Annotated in this window: 13 protein-coding genes, 1 tRNA gene and 1 riboswitch; of the genes, 5 read left to right on the forward strand and 9 right to left on the reverse strand. The window is 62.9% G+C overall.

Annotation, left to right across the window (positions count from 1 at the left end):
- Positions 1–186: 186 nt before the first annotated feature.
- Complete coding sequence (locus tag FFR93_RS27085; RefSeq protein ID WP_138395423.1) at positions 187–1,371, reverse strand: O-succinylhomoserine sulfhydrylase; 1,185 nt, start codon at positions 1,369–1,371, stop codon at positions 187–189.
- Positions 1,372–1,415: 44 nt separating this feature from the next.
- Positions 1,416–1,494: riboswitch (SAM riboswitch) on the reverse strand.
- 72 nt (positions 1,495–1,566) lie between these two features.
- Here FFR93_RS27085 and FFR93_RS27090 point away from each other — a divergent pair.
- Both FFR93_RS27090 and FFR93_RS27095 read left to right on the forward strand, forming a co-directional pair.
- Positions 1,567–2,661 carry a 2'-deoxycytidine 5'-triphosphate deaminase gene (locus FFR93_RS27090; RefSeq protein WP_064709752.1) on the forward strand — a complete coding sequence of 365 codons (1,095 nt, stop codon included), beginning with the start codon at positions 1,567–1,569 and terminating at the stop codon, positions 2,659–2,661.
- 60 nt (positions 2,662–2,721) lie between these two features.
- Positions 2,722–2,795 (forward strand) — tRNA-Gly (locus FFR93_RS27095).
- 24 nt (positions 2,796–2,819) lie between these two features.
- Here FFR93_RS27095 and FFR93_RS27100 read toward each other — a convergent pair.
- Together FFR93_RS27100 and FFR93_RS27105 are read right to left on the reverse strand one after the other, a co-directional pair.
- Positions 2,820–3,098: a hypothetical protein gene (locus FFR93_RS27100; protein WP_064711712.1), complete on the reverse strand. Its 279-nt coding sequence runs from the start codon at positions 3,096–3,098 to the stop codon at positions 2,820–2,822.
- Between the two features lie 134 nt (positions 3,099–3,232).
- Positions 3,233–5,242, reverse strand: coding sequence for a HAMP domain-containing methyl-accepting chemotaxis protein (locus tag FFR93_RS27105; RefSeq protein ID WP_138395424.1), 2,010 nt, complete (start codon positions 5,240–5,242; stop codon positions 3,233–3,235).
- A 478-nt stretch (positions 5,243–5,720) separates the two neighbouring features.
- Here FFR93_RS27105 and FFR93_RS27110 point away from each other — a divergent pair, with 478 nt between their 5' ends.
- Complete coding sequence (locus tag FFR93_RS27110; RefSeq protein ID WP_138395425.1) at positions 5,721–6,596, forward strand: transporter substrate-binding domain-containing protein; 876 nt, start codon at positions 5,721–5,723, stop codon at positions 6,594–6,596.
- Positions 6,597–6,827: 231 nt separating this feature from the next.
- On the opposite strand, the gene FFR93_RS27120 is transcribed toward FFR93_RS27110, so the two are convergent.
- The 5 genes from FFR93_RS27120 to FFR93_RS27140 form a co-directional block, all read right to left on the reverse strand.
- Positions 6,828–7,241: a tellurite resistance TerB family protein gene (locus FFR93_RS27120; protein WP_064709755.1), complete on the reverse strand. Its 414-nt coding sequence runs from the start codon at positions 7,239–7,241 to the stop codon at positions 6,828–6,830.
- Positions 7,242–7,330: 89 nt separating this feature from the next.
- Positions 7,331–8,017, reverse strand: a complete 687-nt coding sequence (locus tag FFR93_RS27125) for a thermonuclease family protein (protein WP_138395426.1) — start codon at positions 8,015–8,017, stop codon at positions 7,331–7,333.
- Positions 8,018–8,028: 11 nt separating this feature from the next.
- Positions 8,029–8,700 (reverse strand): helix-turn-helix transcriptional regulator, encoded by a 672-nt coding sequence (locus FFR93_RS27130; protein WP_064711708.1) that lies wholly within the window; start codon positions 8,698–8,700, stop codon positions 8,029–8,031.
- 125 nt (positions 8,701–8,825) lie between these two features.
- A complete protein-coding gene (locus tag FFR93_RS27135) occupies positions 8,826–9,473 on the reverse strand; it encodes a response regulator transcription factor (RefSeq protein WP_064709758.1) in 648 nt (215 codons plus the stop codon).
- A gap of 89 nt (positions 9,474–9,562) precedes the next feature.
- Complete coding sequence (locus FFR93_RS27140; protein ID WP_064709929.1) at positions 9,563–9,961, reverse strand: hypothetical protein; 399 nt, start codon at positions 9,959–9,961, stop codon at positions 9,563–9,565.
- A gap of 121 nt (positions 9,962–10,082) precedes the next feature.
- On the opposite strand from FFR93_RS27140, the gene FFR93_RS27145 reads away from it, so the two are divergent.
- The gene (locus FFR93_RS27145) at positions 10,083–10,436 is read left to right on the forward strand and encodes a DUF952 domain-containing protein (protein WP_138395566.1); all 354 of its coding nucleotides are present in this window, start codon (positions 10,083–10,085) and stop codon (positions 10,434–10,436) included.
- The gene (locus FFR93_RS27150; RefSeq protein ID WP_138395427.1) at positions 10,433–11,521 is read left to right on the forward strand and encodes a quinone-dependent dihydroorotate dehydrogenase; all 1,089 of its coding nucleotides are present in this window, start codon (positions 10,433–10,435) and stop codon (positions 11,519–11,521) included. The genes FFR93_RS27145 and FFR93_RS27150 overlap by 4 nt, the downstream gene beginning before the upstream one ends.
- On the opposite strand, the gene FFR93_RS27155 is transcribed toward FFR93_RS27150, so the two are convergent.
- Positions 11,497–12,843 (reverse strand): MATE family efflux transporter, encoded by a 1,347-nt coding sequence (locus tag FFR93_RS27155; RefSeq protein ID WP_138395428.1) that lies wholly within the window; start codon positions 12,841–12,843, stop codon positions 11,497–11,499. The two genes, FFR93_RS27150 and FFR93_RS27155, sit on opposite strands and share 25 nt — an antisense overlap.
- Positions 12,844–12,845 lie beyond the last annotated feature (2 nt).

Consider the following 12,845-nt stretch of genomic DNA (forward strand, 5'->3'; position numbering starts at 1 on the left):
ATAAGAAGGGCCTGCCCGTCAAGAAACGGAACGTTGATCAGCGGTCAAATGCTCATGATCGAATGGTTTTCGATCGTTAAGCCTAATTGCCAGCGTTAATTTTACTTCGCAACGCCGGCGCGGGTGAACTTGTTCCCGCAGATGGGCGGCCGGATTTGCATGAAGCCCGGCCGCCATTGTCGTCGGTCAGCCCGAGACCTTGGCGAGTGCCCGCGCGAAATCCTCGATCAGGTCTTCCGTGTCCTCGATGCCGGCCGAAAGGCGCACTGTGCCCGGAGAAATGCCGAGTTCGGCACGCGCTTCTTCCGTCAGGTTCTTGTGCGTCGTCGTCGCCGGATGGGTGATCAGGCTCTTGCTGTCGCCGAGATTGTTGGAAATCTTGATGATCTCGAGCGCATTCTGCAGGGCGAAGGCAGCTTCCTTGCCGCCTTTCAGCTCGAAGGCAACAAGCGTCGAGCCGCCGGTCATCTGACTGGCGATGATGTCGGCCTGCGGGTGATCCTCGCGCCCGGGATAGATCACCTTGGCAATCTTGTTTTGGTCGGCCAGGAAGTCGGCGATCCTTGCTGCATTCTCAGTCTGCTGTTTCACCCGCAGCGGCAGCGTCTCGATGCCCTTCAGAAGTGTCCAGGCATTGAATGGCGACATGGCCGGGCCTGTGTGGCGGAAGTAGTCGTGCAGGTTCTCGTCGATCCACGCCTTGTCGGCGAGCACCACGCCGCCCAGGCACCGGCCCTGGCCGTCGATATGCTTGGTGGCGGAATAGACGACGATATGGGCGCCGAGTTCGAGCGGCTTTTGGAAGAGCGGCGTTGCGAAGACGTTGTCGACCACCACCTTGGCGCCGATCTGATTGGCGAGTCTGGCGACGCCTGATATGTCGATCACCTCGAGCGTCGGGTTGGTCGGGCTTTCCAGGAAGAACACCTTGGTGTTCGGCCGGATGGCCTTCTCCCAGTTGGCGAGATCGCGGCCGTCGACCAGCGTGCATTCGATCCCGTATTTCGGTGCCAGCGTTTCCACCACCCAGCGGCAGGAGCCGAACAGAGCGCGGGCGGCGACGATATGGTCGCCCGCCTTGACCTGGCAGAGGACGGCGGCGGTGACGGCCGCCATGCCGGAAGCGGTGGCGCGGGCGTCTTCGGCGCCTTCCAATGCGCACATGCGCTTTTCGAACATGTCGTTGGTCGGGCTGCCGTAGCGGGCGTAGATGAAGCCGTCCGTTTCGCCCTTGAAGCGGGCTTCGGCCGCTTCCGACGTCTCATAGACGAAACCCTGCGTGAGATAGATTGCCTCGGACGTTTCGCCATATTGCGAACGCAGCGTGCCGCCATGGACGAGTTGGGTTGCCGGGCGCCAGGTCTTGCTCATGCCATCACCTTCACATAACAAAAAAACCGGCCGCAAAAGCAGACCGGTTTCATAACCCGGTCTTTTTAGCCACTTGTTTAACGTGGCTGCAAGCCGACCGGCCAAATCACCACGGGATAATTCTGCAATACTGCTGTTAGCTGCTTGCGTCAATTCCCCGAGTTTGGTTTTGTCGGCGCAAAAGATGGATGGGGCATGATGGCTCGCGACACTGGAATTCTGGCGGACCGCGCGATTTCGGCGCTGTTTGAAACGGGGCGTCTTATCTCCGAGCGGGAGCTGGACCGCGATCAGATCCAGCCGGCAAGCCTCGACCTTCGCTTGGGCGCAAAGGCCTTTCGAGTGCGCGCCTCGTTCATGCCCGGCCCCTCGCATCTGGTGTCGGACAAGCTCGACCGGCTGAGCCTGCACGTGATCGACCTTTCCCAGGGCGCGGTGCTCGAAACCGGCTGTGTCTATATCGTGCCATTGATGGAGAGCCTGGCGCTGCCGGCCGACATGTCGGCCTCGGCGAATCCGAAGAGCTCGACCGGAAGGCTCGACATCTTCACCCGCGTCATCACCGACTACGCCCAGGAATTCGACAAGATACCGTCAGGTTATTCCGGGCCGCTCTATCTGGAAATCAGCCCGCGCACCTTCCCGATCGTCGTGCGCCGCGGCTCGCGCCTCTCGCAGATCCGATTCCGCGTCGGCCAGTCCGTGCTCGGGGAGCCGGAACTTCTGAAGCTGCATGAAAGCGAGACGCTCGTCGCTAGCAAGCAGCCGAACGTCTCCGGCGGCGGCATCGCGCTTTCGATCGATCTCTCCGGCGACAAGGACGGCCTGATCGGCTATCGCGGCAAACACCACACCGCCGTCGTCGATGTCGACGAAAAGGACCAGCACGACATCTTCGATTTCTGGGAGCCGCTTTACAGCCGCGGTCGCAACGAACTGATCCTCGATCCCGACGAATTCTATATCCTCGTCTCGCGTGAGGCCGTGCATGTGCCGCCGGATTATGCCGCCGAGATGACCCCCTTCGATCCGCTGGTCGGCGAATTCCGCGTCCATTATGCCGGCTTCTTCGATCCGGGCTTCGGCCACGCGCCGGCCGGCGGTCGCGGCAGCCGCGCCGTCCTGGAAGTGCGCAGCCACGAAGTGCCCTTCATCCTCGAAGACGGCCAGATCGTCGGCCGCCTCGTCTACGAGCACATGCAGGAAAAACCCACCAGCCTCTACGGCTCCGGTCTCGGCTCCAACTACCAGGCCCAGGGCCTCAAGCTCTCGAAGCACTTCCGCATCTGACGCCTGCCGGAGGGTCGCGACTTGACAGCGGCCCCCATCTGTTGGAAATCTCAGCGCATCGCGGGTGTAGCTCAATGGTAGAGCAGCAGCTTCCCAAGCTGAATACGAGGGTTCGATTCCCTTCACCCGCTCCAATTTCCCAGTGATGCGATTAAAACCTAATCCCCGAAAAACCGTATCGGTTTGTATTGCCGATGCGCGATGATCAGGCTCCGGTCGGGCTGGATGATGTAGGTTTCCTCCACCTCCCGGCCATACTGGTCGATGAAATTATGCGGGAAGCTGGAGCCGGGCGGGGATTTGGTGAGCTTGCTGCGCGGCTGGCCATTATAGGTGATGCTGCCCGGGATCGGTTCAAGACCCGGTCCACTGTAGCTGACGGTGTTGCATCCCGCGAGAACAAGAGTGCCGATGAGGCCGATGATTGCCGGTTTCATGTCTATCCCTTCCGGTGCGCCGAACGCCGCGATCTTACTCCCGATCGGAACAGGCGCACCAGATGAAACGGCGCCTCGGCCATCACTCCTTCGGGAAGTGGCGCCTGGAACGTCGCGCGATACTTTCAACCGGCTCAGAATTCCGTCCAGTCGCCATCCTTGCTTATCGGCGTGCTGCTGTTGGGGCCGAAGGCGCTGACGAGCTGTTGACCGAGCGCGCGGGCCGGGGAGGCGGCGGGGCGCACCGTTCCTTCCTTGGCGATGCGGATCGGGGCTGCCCTGACTGCCGGGCGCGCTGCCGCGCGAGGTGCCGCGGCCGGCGGCCGGACGGACGCGATCGGTGCAGCGGCGGCAAAACCGCCTGTGCCGGTCAGCCGGAATTGGCCGAGCAGCGTGTTGAGCGCTGCCGCTTCGCTGGCGAGGCTGTGGCTGGCGGCGGTGGATTGCTCGACCATCGCCGCATTCTGCTGCGTGCCCTGGTCCATGGTGTTGACGGCGGTGTTGATCTCCTGCAGCCCGATCGACTGCTCCCGGGAGGCTTCGGCGATCGCGTGGACGTGCTGGTTGATCTCCTGCACCTCGGTGACGATCGCATCGAGCGCCTTGCCGGTCTCGCCGACCAGCGTGACGCCGGTTTGCACATGCGAGCCGGAATTGGTGATCAGCGACTTGATCTCCTTGGCGGCATTGGCCGAGCGCTGGGCGAGTTCGCGCACTTCCTGGGCTACGACCGCAAAACCTTTGCCGGCCTCGCCGGCGCGCGCGGCTTCCACACCGGCATTCAAGGCCAGCAGGTTGGTCTGGAAGGCAATATCGTCGATGACGCCGATGATATTGGAAATTTCGCCGGAGGACCTTTCGATCTCCTGCATGGCGGATACGGCCTTGCGGACGATCTCGCCGGATTTTTCGGCGCCGAGGCGTGTGCGGGTGACGAGCTGGCTCGCCTCCGCGGCGCGCTTGGCCGCGTCGCGCACCGTCGTGGTAATCTCTTCCAGCGCCGCTGCGGTTTCTTCGACGGAGGCCGACTGCTGTTCCGTTCGCCGGGAAAGCTCATCTGCGGAAGAACGGATCTCGTTGGCGCCGGCGCCGATGGCCCGCGCATTGGCGCCGACCGCCTGCATGGTCTCGTTGAGCTTCTCGAGCGAGTGGTTGAAATCCTGGCGCAACGCATCGAGATGGGCGACGAAGGGCTCGCCGATGGATGAGGCGAGATCGCCGGCGGCAAGGCGGCGCAGGCCGTCGCCAAGGGCTGCGACGGCGCGTTCGAGCTCGGCCGCCTCGCGAGCTTTCTGCGCCTCGCGTTCGCGTCGCTCGCGCTCGCTGACACTGCGGTCCGCATCGGCGCGCGCCTCGATTTGACGACGCTCGATCGCATTGTCGCGGAAGATCGAAACCGCCTTTGCCATCTGGCCGACTTCGTCGCGGCGATCGAGACCGCTGATATCGCTATCGGTGTCGCCTTCGGCAAGCCGCTTCATGCGCAGGCTGAGCTTCGTCATCGGGCCGGCGATGCCTTTTTGCGCCACGGCAACGGAGAAGCCGATCGCGGCGAGAACGGCAATGCCGATCAGGACGAAACAGAAGGTGATCCGGCCGCTGACGGACGCCGAAAGCGCGTCGCCGCCGTCGTTGAGCATCGCCATCATCGCATCATTGTTGGCGATCATCTTCGGCGTCAGCGCATCGAGCCTGGCATTGATCAGCGCAACATTGGCGAGTGCGCCGGCCCGATCCTCGCCCTTGCTCTGCTCGATGATCTTATTGGCCAGGGCTTCGATTTCATCGATGCCCGCCTGAATTTCGTCGATCGCCGCCTTGCGGCTCGGAAGGAGTGCGAGGGCCTGTCTCATCCGGTCGCGAGCCTGCGGCAGCTTGCTCGGGGTGGCAAGCGCTGTCTGGTACGTCGGCGTGTCGGGCTGCATTTCGGCAACCAACGTGACCTGCAGCACCGAAGCTACGACAGAGGCGCTGGCGCGCGCGCTCAGCATCGAGGCCTGTGCCTCATGATCGATAAAGACGCTATAGGCGGCGTCCGCCCGGCGGAACTCGGAGATGATATAGACCAGCCCCGCCATCGTGATCAGCCCGATGAGCGCCACGACCGAGATGATTTTGGTGCGGATCTTCAGATGCTTCAACATGGGAAATGTCACCCGATTTTGCCCGGCTCGCCGCGCGTCCGGTGTTTGGAGATTATAGTCGTAAAGAGCGCTGCCTGGCTGTCGCGGCGCCGGAAGTGGAGTGACGCGTGCATCATGCCATCGGCCAGCGGGCGCCTCGTGTCGTCGCGACAAATAGAGGCGATATTCTTTAATTCCGCGCTAACGTGGAGGCGCTGGCCCGCCCTTAATTTTGAGGGGAGCAGGAGGTTTGCGCCATCCGCTCGAGAGGGGCCTCGAAGGGCGAGACGGGTGCGGCGTGGTTGCGGAATGCAAGGGGCGATGCTGGAGCGTGTTCCTCGAGGCTCCTGCCTTCGAGGCGTGGGAGGATGCCGCGGCCAATCAGTTCCTGAGCCTCATGCGTTCGCCCAATCCCATACATATTCCCCGCCGAGCATGACTCTGTTACATCTCATCGACCCCGCAACGTTTCGACGCTGAACCCCGAGACTGGATCACCATGATTGAAACCCAGCAGGCATCCCCGACTCTCAGGGCCTTTCTGGCGGCCGGCCTGTTTCTGGTAGCGCTGTTTTCAAGCTTTGCCGCATCCGCCCAGCAGGCTGCCCCCTCGCTGCCGCTGCTCTTCGATGCCCGCGAGCGTCTCGCCAGGCCTGATCTCTCCTCGCTGGTCCGCTTGCGCTTTCTGACGTCGGTTGATTTCCCGCCATTTAATTTCACCGATCAGAATGGCAAGCTTTCCGGTTTCAACGTCGATCTCGCCCGCGAAATTTGCGGCGAGCTCGAGATTTCAGACAAGTGCCAGATCCAGGCGATGCCTTTCGCCGATCTCAAGGATGCGCTCGCCGCCTCGCAGGGCGATGCCGTCATCGCCGGCCTTGCGGTGACCCCGGAGTTGCGTCGGCAATTTCTATTCTCCAGGCCATATCTGATGCTGCCGGCGCGTTTCGTGCGCAATCTTGGCGCTCCGTTCGATGGAAAGACCGCTGCCGCACTGTCGAACCATTCGGTCGGCGTCGTCAAAGGCACGGTACATGAGGCGATGCTTGCCACCTTTTTCCCGGCCTTGAAGGCACAAACCTTCGACACCAAGGACGCCCTGCTTGCGGCGTTGAAGGAGCGCAAGGTCGATGCCGCATTCGCCGATGCGCTGCAGCTTTCTTTCTGGGTCTCTTCGCCGGCCTCTGGCAGATGCTGCGCGCTGTTCGACGGCCCTTACCTCTCCGAACATTTCCTCGGCGAGGGAATGACGATCATGCTGCGGCAGAAGGACACCGTGCTCACTTCCGCCATCGACCATGCGCTTGCCGCACTGTCGCGCAACGGCCGTCTTCAGGAAATTTATCTGCGGTATTTTCCCTACGGCCTCTACTGAGCCTTAGAGCCTTTCCTGGTCAGATTGAAGCGTTCTGTTGGCTCATCAGCCTGGCCCGTTTCAGCCAACCCTCCCGCAGATTTGCCTGGCAAATCTGCAAGACTTTGGAATCGCCGGACGCACTTATCGCTTCGCATGGCGAAGCGATGCGGTCGGTGGGCCGGGCATCTCTGCCCTGACGAAAACTTGCTCCGGCAGAATGCTTCAATCTGACCAGGAAAGGCTCTCCGCTTATCCCTTGCGGAAGCGGGCAATCGCGCTGCGTTCGATCGCCGCGCAGGTGAGCTTGTCGAGCCCGAGCCGGTCACGCAGCAGGCTGAGCAGCCGCAGTTCCTCAGCCTTGACCGAGAGATCGGCGGAGGCCACTTCGACGGCAAGTGCATAGGCCGTGTCGTAGAGTTTTGTCGGCAGCGTGTCGCGTACGGTTTCGAGAACGACGTCGAGGCCCTCAGGCCCGGCAAGCAGCGAGGCACAGTCGCGCGCTATCGAAATCAGCTTGTCGTCGTCGAAATCCTTGAAAACCGGCAGGAAACCGATCAGTTGGCCGATTCTCGTCATCTCCCGGTCGTTCATCGTGCTGTCGACGGCGGATGCCATCACCATCACGTAGATCAGGGCGTCATGGGCGGAAAGCGGCTTATTCATTGGTGATTCCTTTTTCAATCAGCCGAGATTAGGAATTGGCGACGGCCATTACAAGGGATCGGCAGCATCTCGCACCGGCGGGCGGCCTGTCATTTGCGGCGCGGGTCTCCGCCGTAAATGCCTTTCTGCGCTTGCCTCGTCTTCTCGGCGATTGGTGCAAGCGGCGAACCCGCCTCAGCTTCCGCCCAGCCGTTTTCCGCAAGCCACGTACCGAGATCTTGCGTGCCGAGCCGGCAGGTGGCGATCGCCGTTCCCTTCCATTCGACCGCGTCGAGGTCGCAGGTGATACTGCGGTTGCGCAAGAGCTGGCGCAGCGCCGTCTTCGCCATCATGCCGCAAGGCCATTGCCGGCCTGCCGGCCCGCATATCCTGTCGGCCGGCGTTGGGACAATGCCGGCAAGATGGAGCCGGCGCTCGCCGAAGGAAAGGCTGCCGGCATTTTCGACCAGCGGCCTCGGCAGCTCCATCGCCTTTTTCTCGACCGGCGCGGCTTGTTGCGTGATGGTCTCGGGTTTGGGCGCCGCGCGATCAGGCGGTTCCGGAGGGGGCGAGCCCGCCGGTACCACTGAGCGTGCGATCATTTCGGCGCGTTCATCGGATATCGTCGCCGCCCGTTCGGTGGGCTCGGGGGCAGCATCCGGCGCAGCCGCTGTCTCCCCTGCGGGTGCGGTCTCTTCCCCTGCTGTGCCGCCGCGAAGCCTCGCTTCGCCTGCCATCAGCAGGCCGACTACCACCGCCATCCCCGTGATACCTGTAAAGATGGCGGCAGGACGCATGGAATATCTTCCTACTGGCTGGCCCAGATGATGCGGGCGATCCAATCGACGTCGGAAAGATCAAGAGTGCGATTGGGATGTTCGGGGTTGAGCGACATCAGCTCGATCGACCGAGGGCTCTGGCGCAGCAGCACCTTGGCCATCACCTCGCCCCCGCATGTGCGTACGACGACGCGGTCGTTGCGGCGCACGTGCGCCCCAGGCTCCACAATCAGCACATCCCCGTCGCGATAGAGCGGCATCATGCTCTCGCCCTGCACCTCCAGCGCATAGACGCCGGATCTCTGCGACGGATTGGCCGGGAACTCCACCACGTCCCAGCCCTGACCGGCCGGAAAGCCGCCATCGTCGAAGAAGCCGCCGGCGCCAGCCTGCGCGAAGCCGAGCAGCGGAATGGAGCTGCCTGGCGGGCGCCCGGCGCGCTCGCCGGCCCGCTCTCCGGAAGAATTGGCGCTCGGTTGCATGAAGGCGAGAAACTGCTCCATGCTTGCCCCTGTGGCATCGAGCACCTTGGCGATCGATTCCGTCGACGGCCAGCGCAGCCGCCCATCGGCGGAAAGCCGTTTCGACTTGTTGAAGGAGGTGGGATCGAGGCCGGCGCGGCGCGCAAGACCGGATGGCGTCAGCTCGTGCCGTTCGGCAAGCCTGTCGATCGCCTCCCAGATCTGCTTGTGTGACAGCATATGCGCCCGGTTCCGTGCAGCCTGTCTCAGGCCGCGCTTTCAGCCGGACGAAATAATAACCGACCGTACCACGCCCGTAAAGGTAAGAAGGAATAAAATCCTGCTATCGCGGGTTTCAGCCACCCTCAGGCCACCATCGCCATGTTGATCTTGCCGAGCTGGATGACAGCCTGTGTGCGGCTGTCGACATTGAGTTTCAGCAGGATCGCCGAGACATGCGCCTTGATCGTCGCCTCGGAGACTCCGAGTTCATAGGCGATCTGCTTGTTCAACAGGCCTTCGCCGAGCATGGTCAGCACACGGCTCTGCTGCGGCGTCAGCGTGTGCAGGCGATGGATCAGATCGGCAACGTCGGGATCCTGCTCCTGGCCGTCGCGATAGCTTTCCGGCGTCGCGATATCGCCGGCAAGCACCGTCTGGATGCTGCGACGGATGTCTTCGATGCCCGAGGATTTTGAAATGAAGCCGGAAGCGCCGAGTTCAAGTGCCCGGCGGATCGTCGTTGCATCGTCGGTCGCCGAGACGATGATGATCGGCAGGCTGGCGAATTCGGCGCGCAGCGCCATCAGGCCGGAAAAGCCGCTGACGCCGGGCATGGCTAGATCCAGCAGCATCAGGTCGGCATCAGGATGGGTGCTGGCGGCGGTGCGTACGGCCGCGAAATCGCCGGCTTCGACGATCGACTGGCGGCCCTCCATGCCAATGACCGCCTGGCGCAGCGCATCGCGAAACAGCGGATGATCATCCGCAATGATGATGGTCTGTTCCTGCATCGAAAACTCCCTCCCAAGAGTCCGATCGTGCCGGCATGCGCGCCATCCCCTCAGCGTTGCATGCATGCTTTCTGATAGACTATATCAGATCATGTCTTCTGCGGAAGGGGATTGGCGTTTTCGTCAGCCTGGAACTCCTTCACCATCCCCATGAAACTCTTCATCATCCGCTCCATGATGCTGATCGAGCGGTCGATCTCGGCGTCGCTCGGCAGCGCGCGCTGGATAAGGCCACCTTGTTCCAGCTTGGTCACCCGCTCTGAAAGCCGGTCGAGCTCGTCCTCATAGGCCGCCCGCTCGTCGGCCGCCATCCGGCAGACCAGGGCGCCGTCCTTGTCCTGGCAGATCGACATGGCGCCGGTCTGGCGATCGAGCCGGACGAAATGGTCGCCGCTTTTCTCCAACTGGAACCGGGCCACATCAGTCTCGGCCGCCGCGGCCGCGAGTGGCAGGAGAACAGCGCCAAGTGCGAGAACCAAAATCTTCATCGTCTCATCCTCCGGATTTTGCCTGAGCTGGTCCCGCTTTTTGAGTGCCAGGGCGTGGACATCGCCGCCTCTTTCCGGCAAAGCGCTCATGACCCAATGGATCAGCAATCGCGAGGCCATGATGACCGTGACACCGACCCTTTACAAGATCGTGACGGAGACCCTCTGGCAGCAAGCCAGACAAAGCGGCATTTTTCATGGCGCCGGCATCGATCTCAAGGACGGATTCATTCATTTCTCGACAGCGGACCAGGTGAAACAGACAGCCGCCCTTCATTTTGCCGGCCAGCCCGGCCTCGTGCTGGTCGCCGTCGACGGCAGCGGCTTCGGTGACAAGCTCCTGTTCGAGCCCTCCCGTGGCGGCGATCTCTTCCCTCATCTCTACGCCGATCTGCCGCTTGCGGCCGTGCTCTGGGACGCGGCGCTGCCGCTCGATAAGAAGGGCGTTCATATTTTCCCGGAGCTGCAGCCATGATCGATCCTTTCAAGCGCGTCGCCCGTAAAGGTCTCTTCCTGTTCGATCCGGAAACCGCGCACGGCATGTCGCTCGCCGCGCTGAAATCAGGCCTCGTGCCTGCCTGCCGGATGACTCCCGATCCGCGCCTTCGCCAGACCGTCGCCGGTCTCTCCTTCGAAAATCCGCTCGGAATGGCGGCGGGCTACGACAAGAATGCCGAGGTGCCGGAGGCGCTGCTGAAGCTCGGCTTCGGCTTTACCGAGATCGGCACGGTGACGCCGAAGCCGCAACCCGGCAACCCGCGCCCGCGCATCTTCCGACTGGTCGAGGATGAAGGAGTCATCAACCGCCTCGGCTTCAACAATGAAGGCCATGACGCTGCTTATCGGCGCCTCGCCGCGCTGAAGAGCGGCGGCATCGTCGGCGTCAATATCGGCGCCAACAAGGACAGCGACGACCGCATTGCCGATTATGTCGCCGGGATCCGCCGCTTCTATTCCGTTGCGCGCTATTTCACCGCCAACATCTCCTCGCCGAACACGCCCGGCCTGCGCGACCTGCAGGCGCGCGAAAGCCTCGCGGCGCTGCTTTCGGCCGTGCTTGCGGCGCGTGACGAGATGGCCGAAACATCCGGCCGGAAAATCCCCGTTTTTTTGAAGATTGCCCCCGACCTGACCGAGGAAGGCATGGACGACATCGCCGCGGAAGCGCTTTCGCATGCGTTGGATGGATTGATCGTATCCAACACGACGCTGTCGCGCGAGGGCCTCAGGGATCAGCGCCAGGCCAAGGAGGCGGGCGGCCTCTCCGGCGTGCCGCTTTTCGAAAAATCGACGGCGGTGCTCGCCAGGATGCGCAAGCGTGTCGGCCCGGCTTTGCCGATCATCGGCGTCGGCGGCGTCTCCTCGGCCGAAACCGCGCTGGAGAAGATCCGGGCGGGCGCCGATCTCGTGCAGCTCTATTCCTGCATGGTCTATGAAGGCCCCGGCCTGCCCGGCGATATCGTTCGCGGCCTGTCGGCGCTGATGGACCGCGAGAAAGCCGGTTCGATCCGCGAGCTGCGCGACAGCAGGATGGACTACTGGGCGGTGCGGAAGATCTGATCGGCCCGCGGTCTGACCAGCATGGCGAGGAAGAAGCCGCGGAAGAGCAGGAAGGCGTTCATGCCGAGCCACAGGCCGTGATTGCCGAAGAGCGGCACGAAGATGGCGAGCATTAAGAGATAACCGGCAAAGGACATCAGCATCCGGTTGCGCATGTCGGCCGACCAGGTCGCGCCGATGAAGACGCCGTCCATGAGGAAGGCGAGCGCCCCCGTCAGCCCCGTTACCGCCGCCCAGGGCAGATAGGTTTCGGCCGCCTCCCGCACCTCCGGCGAAGTGGTCAGCACCGAGATAAGCCAGGGTCCGGCGAGGAAGAAGAAAGCGGAAATGATTGCCGCCAGCCCGAAGGACCAGAAGGTCGTCAACTTTAGCCCGCGATCGAAGGCCGGTCGGTAGCGGGCGCCGACCGCCCGGCCGGTGATCTGCTCGGCGGCATTGGCAAGCCCGTCGAGATAATAGCCTGATAGAAGGAAGAAATTCATCAACACGGCATTGGCGGCAAGTGTCACCGCCCCGAAGCTGGTGCCGATCCGCGTCATGATGGTAAAAGCGCCGATCAGCACGAAGGTCCGGATCAGGATATCGCGGTTGAGTGCGAAGAGCTCCGCCAGCCGGTGCCGGGAAAACACTTCCGGCCATGCCGGCCGCTCCGCCTTGGCAAAGCCGGTGAGCACGATGAACAGCCCGGCAAGCGCGCCCGCCGTCTCGCCGGCCATCGTTCCCCAGGCGACACCCGCCACGCCCCAGCCGAGCGACAGGCCGAGATAGATGGAGAGCAGGATGTTGATGCCGTTGATCAGCCCCTGCAGCAGCAGCCCGGCAGTGCCCTGTCCGCGCCCGAGCACGAAGCCGAGAATGGCGTAGTTGGCGAGTGCGGCCGGTGCAGCAAGGATGCGGATCGAGAAATAGGTGCCGGTGGCCTCGGCGATTGCTCCTTCCGCCCCCATCAGCTTCAGCCCCGCCACCTTCAGCAGCGGCGACAAACAGAGGAGCGCCAGCCCGCAGGCAAGCGCGGAGATCATCGCCCTCGAGAAAACCGCCTGCTGCTCGTGCGGGTCTCGCCGCCCATAGGCCTGGGCGGTCAGCCCCGTCGTCGAGGCGCGCAGGAAATTGAAACTGCCGAGGATGAGATCGAAGAGCATGGCGCCGATCGCCAGCCCCGCCAGCGCTTCCGCATCGCCCATATGGCCGACGACGGCAGTGTTCGTCAGCCCGAGCATGGGCGTCGTCAGGAAGCCGAGCGTCATCGGAATGGCAAGCGACAGCACCAGCCGGTGCGTCACATCGAAAGCGAGTGCGTTGTGCTTGCTGCGCGTATCCATAC

Source organism: Rhizobium sp. MHM7A, assembly GCF_005862215.1.
In the GTDB taxonomy this organism is placed as follows: domain Bacteria; phylum Pseudomonadota; class Alphaproteobacteria; order Rhizobiales; family Rhizobiaceae; genus Rhizobium; species Rhizobium bangladeshense.